The sequence below is a fragment of the Comamonas sp. GCA5 genome (genome assembly GCF_036541385.1).
In the GTDB taxonomy this organism is placed as follows: Bacteria; Pseudomonadota; Gammaproteobacteria; order Burkholderiales; family Burkholderiaceae_C; genus Comamonas; species Comamonas aquatica.
Genome location: NZ_JAZHFR010000082.1, coordinates 1 through 16,247, shown reverse-complemented (window position 1 = coordinate 16,247; position 16,247 = coordinate 1). Strand labels below are relative to the sequence as shown.

14 protein-coding genes and 1 pseudogene are annotated in these 16,247 nt (G+C 66.4%); 9 read left to right on the top strand and 6 right to left on the bottom strand.

Features of this window, described 5'->3' with window-relative positions:
• A pseudogene (locus SJH88_RS15655) lies at window positions 1-393 on the bottom strand (hypothetical protein); the annotation flags it as partial.
• Window positions 394-538: 145 nt separating this feature from the next.
• Between SJH88_RS15655 and SJH88_RS15650 the strand changes: the two are divergent.
• The gene (locus tag SJH88_RS15650) at window positions 539-1,039 is read left to right on the top strand and encodes a YbhB/YbcL family Raf kinase inhibitor-like protein (protein ID WP_043383187.1); all 501 of its coding nucleotides are present in this window, start codon (window positions 539-541) and stop codon (window positions 1,037-1,039) included.
• Between the two features lie 170 nt (window positions 1,040-1,209).
• Here SJH88_RS15650 and SJH88_RS15645 read toward each other — a convergent pair whose 3' ends face one another.
• The 4 genes from SJH88_RS15645 to SJH88_RS15630 form a co-directional block, all read right to left on the bottom strand.
• A complete protein-coding gene (locus tag SJH88_RS15645) occupies window positions 1,210-1,971 on the bottom strand; it encodes an amino acid ABC transporter ATP-binding protein (protein ID WP_274755031.1) in 762 nt (253 codons plus the stop codon).
• 141 nt (window positions 1,972-2,112) lie between these two features.
• The gene (locus SJH88_RS15640) at window positions 2,113-2,763 is read right to left on the bottom strand and encodes an amino acid ABC transporter permease (protein ID WP_042414675.1); all 651 of its coding nucleotides are present in this window, start codon (window positions 2,761-2,763) and stop codon (window positions 2,113-2,115) included.
• A gap of 15 nt (window positions 2,764-2,778) precedes the next feature.
• Window positions 2,779-3,444, bottom strand: a complete 666-nt coding sequence (locus tag SJH88_RS15635; protein ID WP_234687002.1) for an amino acid ABC transporter permease — start codon at window positions 3,442-3,444, stop codon at window positions 2,779-2,781.
• A 204-nt stretch (window positions 3,445-3,648) separates the two neighbouring features.
• On the bottom strand, window positions 3,649-4,449 hold the full coding sequence (locus SJH88_RS15630; protein ID WP_042414669.1) for a transporter substrate-binding domain-containing protein: 801 nt from the start codon (window positions 4,447-4,449) through the stop codon (window positions 3,649-3,651).
• A gap of 305 nt (window positions 4,450-4,754) precedes the next feature.
• Between SJH88_RS15630 and SJH88_RS15625 the strand changes: the two genes are divergently transcribed.
• The 4 genes from SJH88_RS15625 (at window position 4,755) to SJH88_RS15610 (ending at window position 9,377) form a co-directional block, all read left to right on the top strand.
• Window positions 4,755-5,627 carry a MurR/RpiR family transcriptional regulator gene (locus SJH88_RS15625; protein ID WP_274755030.1) on the top strand — a complete coding sequence of 291 codons (873 nt, stop codon included), beginning with the start codon at window positions 4,755-4,757 and terminating at the stop codon, window positions 5,625-5,627.
• A gap of 52 nt (window positions 5,628-5,679) precedes the next feature.
• Window positions 5,680-6,948, top strand: coding sequence for a diaminopropionate ammonia-lyase (locus SJH88_RS15620; protein ID WP_274755029.1), 1,269 nt, complete (start codon window positions 5,680-5,682; stop codon window positions 6,946-6,948).
• On the top strand, window positions 6,945-8,183 hold the full coding sequence (locus tag SJH88_RS15615) for a Zn-dependent hydrolase (RefSeq protein WP_274755028.1): 1,239 nt from the start codon (window positions 6,945-6,947) through the stop codon (window positions 8,181-8,183). The genes SJH88_RS15620 and SJH88_RS15615 overlap by 4 nt, the downstream gene beginning before the upstream one ends.
• A 234-nt stretch (window positions 8,184-8,417) precedes the next feature.
• On the top strand, window positions 8,418-9,377 hold the full coding sequence (locus SJH88_RS15610; protein ID WP_274755027.1) for an N-carbamoyl-D-amino-acid hydrolase: 960 nt from the start codon (window positions 8,418-8,420) through the stop codon (window positions 9,375-9,377).
• 98 nt (window positions 9,378-9,475) lie between these two features.
• Here SJH88_RS15610 and SJH88_RS15605 read toward each other — a convergent pair whose 3' ends face one another.
• Window positions 9,476-10,117, bottom strand: a complete 642-nt coding sequence (locus SJH88_RS15605; RefSeq protein WP_043383178.1) for a histidine phosphatase family protein — start codon at window positions 10,115-10,117, stop codon at window positions 9,476-9,478.
• Between the two features lie 322 nt (window positions 10,118-10,439).
• On the opposite strand from SJH88_RS15605, the gene SJH88_RS15600 reads away from it, so the two are divergent.
• Genes SJH88_RS15600 through SJH88_RS15585 form a run of 4 tightly spaced genes read left to right on the top strand, consistent with a single transcriptional unit; the run spans window position 10,440 to window position 15,711 of the window.
• Window positions 10,440-12,041 (top strand): ABC transporter substrate-binding protein, encoded by a 1,602-nt coding sequence (locus SJH88_RS15600; RefSeq protein ID WP_274755026.1) that lies wholly within the window; start codon window positions 10,440-10,442, stop codon window positions 12,039-12,041.
• A gap of 4 nt (window positions 12,042-12,045) precedes the next feature.
• On the top strand, window positions 12,046-13,011 hold the full coding sequence (locus SJH88_RS15595) for an ABC transporter permease (RefSeq protein ID WP_042414653.1): 966 nt from the start codon (window positions 12,046-12,048) through the stop codon (window positions 13,009-13,011).
• Window positions 13,012-13,021: 10 nt separating this feature from the next.
• Window positions 13,022-13,960 carry an ABC transporter permease gene (locus SJH88_RS15590; protein ID WP_274755025.1) on the top strand — a complete coding sequence of 313 codons (939 nt, stop codon included), beginning with the start codon at window positions 13,022-13,024 and terminating at the stop codon, window positions 13,958-13,960.
• 2 nt (window positions 13,961-13,962) lie between these two features.
• Entirely contained in the window at window positions 13,963-15,711 is a 1,749-nt protein-coding gene (locus SJH88_RS15585) for an ABC transporter ATP-binding protein (protein ID WP_420921748.1), read from the top strand.
• Window positions 15,712-16,247: the final 536 nt, after the last annotated feature.

Here is a 16,247-nt window from a genome sequence, read left to right as displayed (position 1 = left end):
CCCAGGCCCACCAGCATGGCGCCCGGGCCCGCAGCTCGGGCCGCGCGCGCCGCGGTTGTGCACTAGCTGGGCCAGCAGCGGGAACATCAGATTGCCGTCCAGCACATAGACCACCGGCCAGCCCGCCGCCGGCGCGGGGCCCTGGGGCACGTAGACCATCACCCGGTGCTGGCGCGGCGTGGGGCTGCCGGGCAGGGCCGGCGCGGGCAAGTCCATGTACCGCACCCCGGGCATGTGCCAGGGCTGGCCCCAGGCCGCTGCATCACCCGCAGTGGGTACGGGGATGGCCGGTGTGGTGCAGCCCACCAGGCCCAGGCTGGGCACGGCGAGGGCGCTGGCCAGCCACTGGCGGCGGGCGGTGTCGGGCGATGAAGGGGGGGAGCAGGCAGGCATGGCAACGCAATCGGGCAAGGGGACACAGCGATCGAGTGTAAATGAGATTGATTCTCAAAATATGCGGTGCGGGGACGATGGCCCGTGCCGGCCCTCTGGCGCCTGCAGGCATACTGGCAGGCTTGTGATGAAGGAGATTTCACCGATGACCACGTTCACCCTGAGCAGCCCCGACATTCCCACCGGCGGCACGATTGCGCCCGTGTTTGAGTCCGACATGTTCGGCTGCGGCGGCAGCAACCAGTCCCCCGTGCTGCAGTGGAGCGGCGCCCCCGCCGGCACGCAGAGCTTTGCCGTGACGGTGTACGACCCCGATGCGCCCACGGGCTCGGGCTGGTGGCACTGGATGGTGGTGGACCTGCCCGCCAGCGTCACCGCGCTGCCCGCGAATGCCGGCGAGAAAGGCGGCGCCCAGTTGCCCGCCGGCGCACGCCAGATGCGCAACGACTACGGCCTCTGGGCCTGGGGCGGCATGTGCCCACCGCCCGGCGACAAACCGCACCGCTACATCTTCACGGTGCACGCGCTGTCCGTGGCGAAGCTGGACATGCCGGACGACGCCACCACGGCCATCGGCGGCTTCATGATCCACGCCCACACACTGGCCACGGCCTCGTTCACCGCGACCTACGGCCGCCCGGCCTGAGGGGGACTGCGCCCGCCCGTCTGCCTTGCAGGAGCGGGTGAGGGTGCGGGTGGCGGTAAAAAACATAGCTGCTTGCGCAGGTGATGCAAGTTTTTCAGGCACTAAACCACCTGAAAGCCAGCAATATCGAGCGCAAGCAGCTATTTTTTTGTATGTGCCTGGATGCCAGCTCAGCTGGCGCTGAAGCCCAGGAACTGGCGCAGCTCGGGCGTTTGCGGGGCGCCGAACAAGGTCTCGGGCGCGCCCACTTCGTGCACCTTGCCCTGGTGCATGAAGACCACCTTGTCGCTGACCTTGCGCGCAAAGCTCATCTCGTGCGTCACCATGATCAGGGTCATGCCCTGCTCGGCCAGGCTTTCCACCACGCTCAGCACCTCGCCCACCAGCTCCGGGTCCAGGGCCGAGGTGACTTCGTCGCACAGCAGGATCTCGGGGTCCATGGCCAGGGCGCGTGCAATCGCCACGCGCTGCTGCTGGCCGCCGGAGAGCTGGTCGGGCATGGCGTCGAACTTCTCGGCCAGGCCCACGCGCTCCAGCAGGCGCTGGGCGTTGGCGCGGACCACGTCCTGTGGCTGGCGCATGACCAGCGAGGGCGCCAGCATCACGTTGCGCCCCACGCTCAGGTGCGGGAACAGGTTGAAGCTCTGGAAGATCATGCCCACGTTCTTGCGCAGCTCGCGCAGGGCCTGGGGCTGGTCGGGCTGCAGGGGCTGGCCGTGCACGCTCAGCTGGCCTTCCTGAAAGCTCTCCAGACCGTTGATGCAGCGCAGCAGCGTGCTCTTGCCCGAGCCGCTCTTGCCGATGATGGAGACCACCTCGCCGCGGTCGATGTGCAGGTCCACGCCCTTGAGCACTTCGTTGCTGCCATAGCGCTTGCGCAGGCCGCGGATGTCGACCAGGGGGACGGTGGTGGGGGGGGTGGCGGAGGTCATAAGCAGTTTCGTATCAGTTGTTCATGGAGATCGCACCGCAGGGAACTGGCGCGGCCAAGGTCAGAGACAGCCCGCAAGGGCCGCCCTGCGGCGATGCGGTCGCCCCCCTTCCAGGGGGAAACGGCGCAGCCGCACAGGCGGTCATGCTTTCGGGCGCAGGCGGCGCTCCAGGCGCTGGCTCCACAGCGACAGCGGGAAGCACAGCGCAAAGTACAGGCCGGCCACGCAGCCGTAGACCAGGAAGGGCTCGAAGGTGGCGTTGGCGATCAGCTGGCCGGCCTTGGTGATCTCGATGAAGCCGATCACGCTGGTCAGTGCCGTGCCCTTGATGATCTGCACCATGAAGCCCGCCGTGGGCGCGATCCCCAGGCGCAGGGCCTGGGGCAGGATGACGTGGCGCAGCTGTTCGGTGAAGCCCAGCGCCAGGCTGGCCGAGGCCTCCCACTGGCCCTTGGGCACGGACTCCACGCAGCCGCGCCAGATGTCGCACAGGTAGGCGGCGGAGTACAGGCTCAGGCATACGCAGGCCGCCAGCATGGGCGAGGTGTCGATGCCCAGCAGCGCCAGACCGAAGTAGGTCAGGAAGATCTGCATCAGCAGCGGCGTGCCCTGGAAGATCTGCACATAGGCGGCGACCAGGCGCACGGCGCCGGGCCACTGGGACAGGCGCAGCACCAGCAGGCCCAGGCCCAGCAGGCCGCCGCAGACAAAGGCAATGACGGACAGGGACACGGTCCAGCGCAGTGCCAGCAGCAGTTGGTAGGCAATGTCCCAGAAAGTGAATTCAACCATGGTGTTTCCTTGCGGTCAGGCGCGGCGCTGGCCAAAGACGAAGCGGGGACCCAGCCAGTTCAGCGCCTGGCGCAGCAGCACGGCCAGCAGCAGGTAGCTGAGAGTGACCACGATGTAGCTTTCAAAGCTGCGGAAGGTGCGGCTGGAGATCAGGTTGGCGGCGTAGGAGATTTCTTCGGTCGAGATCTGGCTGCACACGGCCGAGCCCAGCATCACGATGATCATCTGCCCCGTCAGCGCCGGCCAGACGCGGCCCAGCGAGGGCGGCAGCACCACGCGGGTGAAGATCTGCCAGCGGCTCAGCGCCAGGCACTGCGCGGCCTCGATCTGGCCGCGCGGCGTGGCCTCGATGCCGGCGCGCACCTGCTCGCAGGCATAGGCGCCCAGGTTCAGCGTCATCGCCAGGATGCTGGCCGTCTCGGGCGACATGCGCAGGCCCAGTGAGGGCAGGCCGAAGAACAGGAAGAACAGCTGGATGATGAAGGGCGTGTTGCGAAACACTTCCACATAGCTGGCCACCACGGTGCGCAGCAGGGGGCCGCCATGCAGGCGCGCCCAGGCACAGGCCACGCCCAGCAGCATGCCCAGCGGCAGGGCGATGCCGGTCAGCACGACGGTCAGCACCAGCCCCTTCAGCAGCATGGGCCAGTTGGCCAGCACGGGCAAGAAATCCATTTCCATGGGGACAGTCCAAATTCAGGTGAAAGCAAAAAACCGCTGCCTGCCTGTGTCACCCGTGGCAGGGCCGTGAAACAGGCGAGGGCCAGACCAGGGCAGCCGAGCCAGGGCCGCCCCGCAGCGAGGGCTACGTCCCCCTGCCCGCAACGCGCAGCGGTGCGAGAGTGGGGGTAAGGCGCGCAGCGCCACAGGGGGGGTGTCGCAAGATCAATCCGGCAGGTTGCCCATGTCGCGGCCCAGCCACTTTTGCGAGTAGCTGTTCAGCGTGCCGTCCTTCTTGGCGGTGCGCAGGATCTCGTTGACCTTGTTCAGCAGGGCGGTCTCGCCCTTGCGCACGCCCACGTAGTTGGGCGAGTCCTTGATCAGCAGCTTGTACTCGGCCTGCACCTTGGGGTTCTTTTGCAGCGCGGCGGCGGCCACGGCGGCGCCCACGGCCACGAACTGGGTCTGCTGCGACATGAAGGCCGCCATGGTGGCGTTGTCGTCCTCGAAGCGCTGGATCTTCAGGCTCTTGGGCGCCAGCTGCACCAGGGCGTCGTCCTGGATGGTGCCGCGCGTCACGGCCAGGGTCTTGTCGGCCAGGTCGTCAAAGCTCTTGAGGGCAATGTTCTTGGGGCCGAAGACGGCCTGGAAGAAGGGCGCGTACGAGGTGGTGAAGTCAATGACCTTCTCGCGCTCGGCGTTCTTGCCCAGCGAGGACACGATCAGATCCACCTTCTTGGACTGCAGGTAGGGGATGCGGTTGGGCGTGCTGACCGGCACCAGCTCGGCCTTCACGCCCAGCTTGTCGGCGATCAGCTGGGCCGTGGCCACGTCCACGCCCGTGGGCTTGAAGTCGGGGCCCATGAAGCCATAGGGTGGGTAGTCGGTGGGAATGCCCAGGGCAATGGACTTCTTGTCCAGCACGCGCTGGAGCGAAGTGTCTTCCTGCGCCCAGGCGCCGCAGGACAGGCCCAGGGTGGTGGCCGCGAGGGCGGCAGCGGTGAAAGCACGGCGATGCAGAGACATGAGTCGGATCTCCCAGGATCAGAGTGAAAGGGTGACCGAGGCTTTGCATATTGCGTGCCAGGCTGTGAAACAAATATTTCTGTATACAAATTGGCGCAGTGCCTGCGTTGCAGCGCCGCGGTGGCCCTGGGGCCGGCAGTGCAGGCCATCGCTCCTTGGCAGGCAGGCACTTTTTTTGCGTAATGGAGGCTGTAGGGATGAAACATGGGTGCCAAAGTTTCTTGGTTCTGGCACTTTTGTTTCGGTTTGGTGAGGCGATGCACGCTTTTGGATGGCGCGCCCCAAGATGGAGATGGAGACCCCCGATGCCCGATGTTTTGACCGCTTCTGCACTGGAAGCGCGCATTCGCCACTGTTACGAACAGCTGACCGAGGCCGAGCGCAAGCTGGCCGATGTGGTGCTGCTGCGCCAGCGCGAGCTGCTGGGCTATTCCGCCACCGAGCTGGCGAACCTGGCCGGCATTTCCAAGTCCACGGCGGCGCGTTTCTTTCGCAGCCTGGGCTATGAGGACTTCGGCGCGTTCCGCCAGGCCGTGCGCGAGCTGCAGGCCCAGCAGTCGCCACTGGCGCGCATGGAGCCCTCACGGCGCAGGGACAGCCTGGCCGTGCAGTTCCAGGGCCATCTGCGCAACGATGCGTTGCGTCTGCAGCAGTGGGCCGAGGCCTTGCCCGACAACCACCTGGAAGCCGCACTGGCCTTGCTGCACAAGGCGCGCAAGGTCTGGGTCGTGGGCTACCGCCACAGCCATGTGACCGCCTTCTATGCCCAGGCCCTGCTGGCCCAGGTGCGCGGCGAGGTGTTCAGCCTCAACGATGTGGCCGGGCGCGAAGCCGACCTGCTGGCCTGTGCCAGCGACCGCGATGTGGTGTTGGCCGTGGACTTCCGCCGCCGCAGCACGCGCCTGCGGCACACGCTGGCGGCCGCGCGCAGCGGCGGCGCCCAGGTGCTGGTGCTGACCGATGCGCCGGTTTCGGCCCTGGCCATGCAGTCCCAGGTGGTGCTGCGCTGCGGCGCGGAGCACCAGCAAGGCCTGTTCGACTCCTATGTCTGCGCCGTCAGTGTGGTGAATTTCCTGGCGGCCTCGCTGGCCCAGATGCAGCGCACCCCCACCCACGCCCGCCTGCAGCGCATCGAGCGCCTGCACGTGGCCCTCGATGACCTGGAGCCCCAGATGTGAGGGGCACGCCCCCGCACCCCCGTTTTTCCTGCCTGCCGAGAAAGAAGCACCCATGACCCATCCATCGCCCCTGCCCGCACTGCCCGTGGCCTGTTTTGCCAACCCTGGGGCCAACCGCATGACGCCCTACGGCGCCCGCCGCAGCGACATCCTCGGGGCCGATGCCCTGGCCCAGGCGCAGCACGAGTTGTCGCAGTGGCCAGGCTATGCCGCCACGCCGCTGCACAGCCTGCCCGCGCTGGCCCAGGCCCTGGGCGTGGCCGCCGTGCACTACAAGGACGAAGGCAGCCGCTTTGGTCTGGGCAGCTTCAAGGCCCTGGGCGGGGCCTATGCCGTGGCCCGCCTGCTGTGCCGCGAGCTGGGCGCACGCCTGGGCCGCACGCTGTCCACCCAGGACCTGCGCACGCCCGAGCTGCGCGCCCTGTGCGCCGGCATCACCGTCACCTGCGCCACCGACGGCAACCACGGCCGCTCCGTGGCCTGGGGCGCGCAGCAGTTCGGCTGCGCCTGCGTGATCTACATCCACGCCACCGTCAGCGAAGGCCGCCGGCAGGCGATTGCCCAGTACGGCGCCGAGGTGGTGCGCACCGCTGGCAACTACGACGATGCCGTGCGCCAGGCCGACCACGATGCCCAGGCGCACGGCCGCTTTGTGATCTCCGACACCTCCTACCCCGGCTACATGGATGTGCCGCGCGACGTGATGCAGGGCTACCAACTGATGGTGGAAGAGGCCGTCCAGCAGCTGCCGCAGCGCCCCACGCACGTGTTCGTGCAGGCCGGCGTGGGCGGCCTGGCCGCCGCCGTGTGCGGCTACTTCTGGGAGCGGGACGCGGGCGACCGGCCCTGCTTCGTGGTGGTCGAGCCCGACAAGGCCGACTGCCTGGCGCAAAGCGCCCAGGCGCGCCAGCTCACGGCCGTGACCGGCGATATCGACACGCTGATGGCCGGCCTGGCCTGTGGCGAGGTCTCGCACTTGGCCTGGGAGATCCTGGACAAGGGCACGGACGCGTTCTGTGTCATCCCCGACGCCGCCGCCGTGGCCGCCATGCGCCTGCTGGCCCACCCCCTGGGACAGGATCCCATCCTCGTGGCCGGTGAATCGGCCGTGGCCGGTGTGGCCGCGGCCATCGCCGCCAGCCAGGATGCGGCGGCGCGCACCACCTTGGGGCTGAACGCCGGCAGCCGCATCCTGTTCTTCGGCTCCGAATCCGCCACCGATCCCGTGCTGTATGCGCAGCTGGTGGGCGAAAGCGCTGCCAGCGTGGCAGCCCGCGCCGCCGACCAGGCCACCACGGCCGCCACCCGGGGCACGGCATGAATCCGCAGACCTTGAAGATCGATGGCGCGCGCCTGCTGCAACGCTTGCGCGATCTGGGCCGCTTTGGTGCGCTGGAGGGCGGTGGCACCAACCGCCTGGCCCTGAGCGATGCCGATCGGGCCGCGCGCGACTGGACCGTGGCGCAGATGCAGGCCCTGGACATGGCGGTGTCGGTCGACGCGATCGGCAACGTGGTCGCCACCTATGCCGGGACCGAGGCGCTGCCGCCGGTGATGACCGGCAGCCACATCGACACCGTGCGCACCGGCGGCCTGTACGACGGCAACTACGGCGTGATGGCCGGCCTCGAGGTGGTGGCCACCTTGCGCGACGCCGGCCTGCGCCCGCGGCGGCCCATCCAGGTGGCCTTCTTCACCAACGAGGAGGGCGCCCGCTTTCAGCCCGACATGCTGGGCAGCCTGGTGCTGGTCGGCGGCCTGCCGCTGCAGGAGGCCCTGGCCATACCCGCCGTGGACAACGGCGCCCGCCTGGGCGATGAGCTGCAGCGCATCGGTTATGCCGGCAGTGCCCCCGTGGGACGGCCTGTGGTGGACAGCTTTGTGGAGTTGCACATCGAGCAGGGTCCGGTGCTGGAGCAGCAGGCCACCGCCATCGGGGTGGTCGAGGGCGTGCAGGGCATCTGCTGGATGGAATTCACCTTCGATGGCACCAGCAACCATGCGGGCACCACACCCATGGCGCTGCGCCACGACGCTGGCGAGTGCGCCATGCGCACGGCGGTGTTTGTGGCCGAACTGGTGGCGCGCTACGGTGGCCGCCAGCTGGGCACGGTGGGGGCCCTGCAGCTCAGGCCCAACCTGATCAACGTCATCCCCAACCAGGCGGTGATGACCGTGGACCTGCGCAACACCGATGGCCAGCGCCTGCGCGACGCCCAGGCCGAGGTGCTGGCCTTTGCCCGGGCCATGGCCCTGCGCAGCGGCGTGCAGTTCCAGCACCGCCAGCTGGCCGACTTTGCCCCCGTGGCCTTCGATGCGGACCTTGTGGCCAGCGTGGAGCGGCATGCGCGGGCCCAGGGCCTGTCCACGCTGCGCATGCCCAGTGGCGCCGGCCACGATGCGCAGATGCTGGCCCGGGTCTGTCCCACGGCCATGGTGTTTGTGCCCTCGGCTGGCGGGCTGTCGCACAACGTGCGCGAGCACACCGCGCCCGAACAGCTGGAGCAGGGCGCGAATGTGCTGCTGCAGGTGCTGCTGGAGCGGGCGGGGCGGTGAGGGACACCCCCTGCGGCGCTGCGCGCCTTGCCCCCGCTCTCGCGCCGCAGCGCGTTGCGGGTAGGGGGACGCTGCCCTCGCTGCGGGGCAGCCCTGGCTCGGCGGCCCTGGTGTGGGCTGCGCCAGGCGCACAGGGTGGCGGTGGCGCCAGATCGAATTGCAATATGAATGAAATTGGCCGCCAGCCCTTGTTCTAAGAGCGCTGGCAGCTATGGTTTTGAAAGAGAGAATGCTATGACCCGTATCGTCAATGTCGCCCTGGGCCAGTTGGGCCCGGTGCAGAAGGCCGACTCCCGCGCCAGCGTGGTGCGCCGCCTGTGCGCCATGATGCGCGAGGCCCACAGCCTGGGGGCGGATGTCATCGTCTACCCCGAGCTGGCGCTGACCACCTTCTTTCCGCGCTGGTACATCGAGGATGTGGCCGAGCTGCACCGCTACTACGAGCGCAGCATGCCGAATGCCGACACGCAGCCGCTGTTCGACCTGGCGCGCACCCTGGGCATCGGCTTTTACCTGGGCTACGCCGAGCTGGCCGAAGAGGGTGCGGCCCTGGTGCAGTACAACACCGCCATCCTGGTGGACCGCACGGGTTCAATAGTGGGCAAGTACCGCAAGATCCATGTGCCCGGCCATTTCGAGCACGAGCCCTGGCGCCAGTTTCAGCATCTGGAAAAGCGCTATTTCAAACCTGGCAAGTCCTTCGATGTGTACCAGGCCTTTGGCGGCACCGTGGGCATGGCGCTGTGCAACGACCGCCGCTGGGCCGAGAGCTACCGCGTGATGGCGCTGCAGGGGGCGGAGATGATCTTCATCGGCTACAACACGCCGGTGCACAACGCCCCCGCGCCGCAGCACGACGACCTGTCGCTGTTCCACAACCAGCTGTCCGTGCAGGCCGGGGCCTACCAGAACGGCTGCTGGGTGGCCAGCGTCGCCAAGGGCGGGGTGGAAGAGGGCGTGGACAGCATTGCCGGCAGCCTGCTGGTGGCGCCCAGCGGCGAGGTGGTGGCACGCTGCGTGACCAAGGGCGACGAGGTGGTGCTGGGCCGGGCCGACCTGGATTTCTGCGCCGTCTACAAGCGCACCACCTTCAACTTCGACCTGCACCGCCACCCCGAGTGCTATGGCCTGATCACGCAGAAGAAGGGGGAAACCCTGGCGGCCGACGGCACGCCGTGGTCGGCCAGCCACTAAAAGCAGAGCGCCTGGCGCCCGTCCTGTGGTCGTTTCCGGTCTAAAAGGCCTGAAACATCGGCGCGGGGTGGGCGCGCTTGGTTTCTTTTTTGTTGTTTTTAGCTCACGAATTCATCGCGGCTGGTGTGCTGCAGGTGGCTGACATCGCCCCAGCCGACCAGGGTCAGGCCCTCGGGCGTCCACAGCAGGCGGTTGATGGCGGCGTTGCCCAGCTCCCAGGCGCGCGGGGCCTGCAGGTCCTGGCGCGTGGCCAGGCGGTAGAGGATGTCCATCACGCCGCCGTGTGCCACCAGGGCGATCTGCCCGCCCAGGTGCTGGGCCGCCAGGCGGTCCACGGTGTGCTGGATGCGCCCGCGCAGCATGTGCAGCGACTCGCCGCCGCCATCGGGCACGAATTCGGGGTCGCGCTTGCGCCAGCGCCGCGCGTGCTCGGGCGCGCTGGCCTCGATGTCGTGGAAGGTGCGGCCCTCGAAGCTGCCAAAGCAGCGCTCGCGCAGCCCGGTGTCGGGCTGCACCGGGCAGCCCGTGGCCTGGCCCAGGGCCTGGGCGGTCACCAGGGCGCGCTGCAGGTCGCTGCTGTAGATGGCGTCAAAGTGCTCGTCGGCCAGCGCAGCGCCGGCACGCTGGGCCTGCCACAGGCCCATGTCGTTCAGGGGAATGTCCAGATGCCCCTGGATACGGGCATCGACATTCCAGGAAGTTTCGCCATGGCGGATGGCAACGATACGGGTAGCGTGCATGCGGCAAACGGGCGGGTTGGCGCCCAGAGTCAAAACAGAGCGTGCGACCACCGCGGAAGTGGCCGCCCCCCATTGTCCGGCATTCGCACATACCTTGCCTGGGGCGGTCACACAAGGATTTTTGCGTGAAGGCACAGAAATGCATGAGCTTATTGCGTGGCGTTGGGTGTGCTTCGATATAAAGATGAGCGCATAACAACACAAGCGACAGACGGTACGCACCGCAACAGGAGCACTTCTTGCTTGCTAGGCCTAACCCTAGCGCCGCTCCCGGGCGGCCCGTGGCATACCGTCAACCTTTCACCTTCTTATGGAGACGAAGATGATTTTGAAGACTCTGGGCACCGCCATGCTGGCTGCCGGCCTGCTGAGCTCCGCCGCACTGGCACAGGCAGAGACCGTGCGCTGGTCCCGATCGGCCGACGTGACCACCCTGGACCCCCACGTGTTCAACACGGGCACCAACTTCGTGTTGATGCACCAGATGTATGAAACCCTGCTGAACCGCACCAAGGACGGCAAGCTGCAGCCGCTGCTGGCCACCGAGTGGAGGATGCTGGCGAACGACCCCACGGTCTGGGAATTCAAGATCCGTCCCAATGTGAAGTTCCACGACGGCAAGCCGCTGACGGCCAAGGACGTGGTGTTCTCGCTGAACCGTGCCAAGGGCCCCAACGCCCAGGTCAAGTCGCTGCTGGCCTCGGTGGACAGCATCACCGCCGTGGACAACCTGACGGTGCATGTCAAGACCAAGGGCCCGAACCTGATTTTCCCGAACAACCTGACCAACATCTTCATCATGAATGAGGAGTGGGCCAAGGCCAATGGCGCGCTGGAAACCCAGGACGCCACCAGCAAGACCGAAAACGGCGCCACGCGCGCCGTCAACGGCACGGGCGCCTTCGTGCTGACCACGCGCGAGGTGGACAGCCGCACGGTGATGAAGCAAAACCCCAACTACTGGGGCAAGGGCCAGTTCCCGCTGCAGGTGACCGAGCTGGTGTACCTGCCCATCAAGTCGCCCGCCACCCGCGTGGCGGCCCTGCTGTCCGGCGAGGTGGACTTTGCCCAGGACATCCCCGCGCAGGACGTGGCGCGCCTGAAGCAAGATGCCAAGCTGCGCATCAACGAAGGCCCGGAAAACCGCTCCATCTTCCTGGGGCTGAATGTTGGTTCGCCCGAGCTGAAGTCCAGCAACGTCAAGGGCAAGAACCCCCTGGCCGACCCCAAGGTGCGTGAAGCCATGGAACTGGCCATCGACCGTGACGCCATCAAGCGCTCGGTGATGCGCGGCCTGTCCAACCCCTCGGGCGTGATGGCGCCTCCGTTCGTCAACGGCTACGACAAGACCATGGCGGCCTACCCCAAGGCCGACGTGAACAAGGCCAAGGCGCTGCTGAAGGAAGCGGGCTACCCCGAAGGCTTCACCATCACCCTGCACACCCCCAACGACCGCTACGTGAACGACGAAGCCATCAGCACCGCGATTGCCGGCTTCCTGGGTCGCGTGGGCATCAAGACCGAAGTGTCCTCGCGCCCCATCGCGCAGCACAGCGTGTCCATCGTCAATGCCGACAGCGACTTCTACCTGTACGGCTGGGGCGTGCCGACTTATGACTCGGCCTACATCTTCGACTTCCTGGTTGCCACGCGCGGCAAGGAAGGCCGCGGCGCGCAGAACGCCACGCACTACAGCAATCCCGATCTGGACGCCAAGATCATCTCGCTGTCCTCGGAAAGCGATGTGGCCAAGCGCAACGCCACGATCAAGGACATCTGGAAGGTGGTGCAAAAGGACCGCTTCTACATCCCGCTGCATGACCAGGTCATCCATTTCGCCTCGGTCAAATCCATCGACGTTCCCGTGCACCCCGACAACGTGCTGCACTTCAAGGACGTGAAGATCAACAAGAACGCGAAGTAAAACCATGCTGGTCCATCTGCTGCGCAGACTGGGCCAGTCAGTTTTGGTACTGCTGGCCGTCTCGCTTATTTCCTTCATGGTGTTCCGCCATATCGGCGATCCCACCATCAGCTTGTTGGGCGAAGACGCCACGCTGGAAGAACGCACAGCCCTGGTCGAAGAGCTGGGCTTCAACAAATCCGTCCCCATGCAATACCTGTCCTATGTGGGCAAGGTGGTGCAGGGGGATCTGGGGATCTCGTACCGCTTGAAGCGCCCCGTGGCCGACGTGATTGCCGAACGTCTGCCCGCCACGCTGGAGCTGGCCATGACCGCCGCCGTGCTGGCGCTGGTGATCGGCGTGGTGCTGGGTGTCTATACCGCGATCCGCAAGGATGGGTGGCTCAGCCGCTCCATCATGACGGTGTCGCTGGTGGGTGTGTCACTTCCGACCTTCCTGATTGGTATTGGTCTGATCTATCTGTTCGCCGTCGAATTGCGCTGGCTGCCGTCCTTCGGGCGGGGCGAGACCGTCAAGATCGGCGGCTGGGAAACCGGTTTTCTCACGGCCTCGGGCTGGGCGGCGCTCATCATGCCGGCCATCACGCTGGGCTTTTACAACATGACGCTGATCATGCGGCTGGTGCGTGCTGAGATGCTGGAGGTGCTGCGCTCCGACTACATCCGCTTTGGCCGTGCGCGCGGCCTGCATGAGAAAAGCCTGTACTTCGGCCATGCGCTGCGCAACACGCTGATCCCCGTGATCACCATTGCCGGCCTGCAGATCGGCTCGCTGATCGCCTTTGCCATCGTCACGGAAACCGTGTTCCAGTGGCCGGGCGTGGGCCTGTTGTTCATCTCCTCGGTGCAGGGTGTGGACGTGCCGCTGATTGCCGCCTACCTGATGTTCATCGCGCTGCTGTATGTGGTGATCAACCTGTTCGTAGACTTTTTGTATGTGCTGGTGGACCCCCGCCTGCGAAAGAAATAAGGGGGCTGCAATGACCGAATCTCTCAAACCTGCGCCGGCCCCGACCGGCTGGAAGGCCAGCGACTCGCCCGTCAAGCGCGCCTTTGCCCGCTCGCGCCTGGTGCAAGTGGCCACCGGCGTGCTGGTCCTGCTGGTGCTGGCCACTATCTGTGCGCCACTGCTGGCGCTGCACAACCCCTTCGATCCGGGCAGCCTGGACCTGATGGACGCCTTCACCCCGCCCTGGAGCCAGGGCATGGGCGAGATGTTCTACCCCCTGGGGGCGGACGACCAGGGCCGTGACGTGTACTCGGCCATCCTGTATGGCCTGCGCATGTCCGTGTTCGTGGGCGTGTCGGCCGTGGCGCTGTCGCTGATCATCGGTGTGCCGCTGGGCCTGATCGCCGGCTATGCCGGTGGCTGGTTCGACACCCTGCTGATGCGCATCGCCGACGTGCAACTGACCTTCCCGGTCATCCTGGTGGCGCTGCTGATCTTTGGTATTGCACGCGGCCTGCTGCCCGAGGGCTACCGCGACGACATGGCCGTGTTCGTGATCATCATCGCCATCGGCCTGTCCGACTGGGTGCAGTACGCGCGCACCGTGCGCGGCGCCGTGATGGTGGAAAAGCAGAAGGACTATGTGCTGGCCGCCCAGCTCATCGGCCGCAGCAAGACCGCCATCCTCACCAAGCACATCCTGCCCAACATGTTGGCACCCATCCTGGTGATCGCCACCATCAGCTTTGCGCACGCCATCGTGGCCGAGTCCACGCTGTCCTACCTCGGCGTTGGCCTGCCGCCCACCGCGCCCTCGCTGGGCACGCTGATCCGCATCGGTCAGAGCTTCTTGTTCTCCGGCGAATGGTGGATCCTGCTGTTCCCCTCGCTGGTGCTGCTGGCCCTGGCCCTGTCCGTGAACCTGGTCGGCGACTGGCTGCGCGACGCCCTGAACCCCAAGCTGCAATGAACATGACCCCAGACACACACCAACCCGTGCCTGCCGGTGATGTCACCGGCACCCCCGTGCTGCGCGTGCGCAACCTCAGCGTCACCTTCGACACCTACAAGGGCCCTGTGCACGTGCTGCACGACGTCTCCTTCGACATCTTCCCCGGCGAAATCCTGGGCGTGGTCGGTGAATCCGGCGCCGGCAAGTCCATGACCGGCTCGGCCGTCACCGGCCTGATCGAGGCCCCGGGCCGCATCTCCGGCGGCACGGTGGAGCTGCAGGGCCTGCGCATCGACCACCTGCAGGGCGAAGACCTGCGCCGCATCCGCGGCAAGCGCATCGGCACCATCTTCCAGGACCCGCTGACCAGCCTGAACCCGGTCTACACCGTGGGCGACCACCTGGTCGAAACCATCCGCACCCACCTGCCGGTGAGCGAGAAGGAAGCCGAAGCCCGCGCCCTGGCGTTGCTGGAAGAGGTGGAGATTCCCCATGCCAAGGAGCGCATGGCGCAGTACCCGCACCAGTTCTCGGGCGGCATGCGCCAGCGCGTGGCCATCGCCCTGGCGCTGTGCGCCGAGCCCGAACTGATCATTGCCGACGAGCCCACCACGGCGCTCGACGTGTCGGTGCAGGCGCAGATCATTGCCCTGCTGCGCCGCGTCTGCAAGGAGCGCGGCGCCGCCGCCATGCTGATCACGCACGACATGGGCGTGATCGCCGAGACGGCCGACCGCGTCATGGTCATGTACCACGGCCGGGTGCTGGAAACCGGGCCCGTGCGCCAGGTGCTGGACGCCCCGCGCGACCCCTACACCCAGGTGCTGATGGCCGCCATCCCCAGCGTGCACCAGCGCGTGGAGCGCCTGCCCGTGCCCGAAGTGGGCGGCGGCCCGGTCGCCAAGGCCGTGCCGTGGACGCCCAAAGATGTTGCTGCGGGCGCAGACGCAGCCAGCGCAAAGCCGCTGTTGGAGGTCAAAGACCTGTGCAAGGACTATGACCTGTCAGCTGGCTGGTTGGCCCGCCTGCTGGCGCGCGAGGAGAAGAAAATCCTCAAGGCGGCCGACCACGTCAGCTTCCACATCCGCAAGGGCACGACCTTCGGCCTGGTGGGCGAATCCGGCTCCGGCAAATCCACGGTGGCACGCATGGTGGCCGGGCTGATCCCGCCCACCAGTGGCCAGATCCTGTTCGACGGCGTGGACAAATGGAGCCCCGCGGCCAACACCGTGGCCATGCGCCGGCGTTTCCAGATGATCTTCCAGGACCCGTACGCCAGCCTGAATCCACGCTGGACGGTGGAGCAGCTGATTGCCGAGCCGCTGGTGGTGCTGGGCCTGACCAGCGGCCCCGCCGAGACGGCCGAGCGCGTGCAGGAAGCCCTGCGCCGCGTGCGCATGAAGCCCGACGACGCCAAGAAGTACCCGCACCAGTTCTCGGGCGGCCAACGCCAGCGCATCGCCGTGGCGCGCGCCCTGGCCAGCAAGCCGGAGTTCATCATCTGCGATGAACCGACCTCTGCCCTGGACGTGTCCGTGCAGGCCCAGGTGCTGAACCTGATGCGCGACCTGCAGGACGAATTCGGCCTGACCTATCTGCTGATCAGCCACAACCTGGCTGTGATCCGCCACATGTGCGACGACATCGGCGTCATGCAGCGCGGCAAGCTGGTGGAAGTAGGCGATGCGCAGGTGGTGCTGGACGATCCGCAGCATGCCTATACCAAGGATTTGATGGCAGCGATTCCGGACATTGCGCACGTGCACTGAACGGGGGGCAGTTGGGGGACCGCTGCTTTCACAACTTGGTTTGGATGAGAAGGCTCACGGCTTCGGCTGTGGGCCTTTTTTGATTTATAAATGTTTTTGGGCTCTAGCGCTTATCTGGTAAGCGCTGGTAGCTATGGTTTATTGCTGTGCTTTTTGTTTTGGAGCCTGCTGCGTGTTAGTTTGCAGAGGCCGCTTATCGCGCGGCGGCGACCCGATTTCTTTTGTCTTGCCAAAAGAAACCGGGGAAAGAAAAGGCGCGCCTTGCAGGCGGCTGGTCCGGCGGAACTCGCTGCGCGCTTGCAGCGCTACGCTCAAACAGCCGCCGGAAATTTGAAGGACACCCCGAAATAGGGTGCGACGCTTGCGCGCGCGGGTGCTTTAGCAAGTAGAGCTAAAAATTTTTAGAGGCTGCTTTCGACCCAAAGCGGTCTTCGATATTTCATCTAAAAGACTCCCGAAAACAACGCTTTGCGATGGAACAAAAAATGCTAGGATCGCGCCGCTAGCGCCAACTTCAGCACCAAAGACACATAACT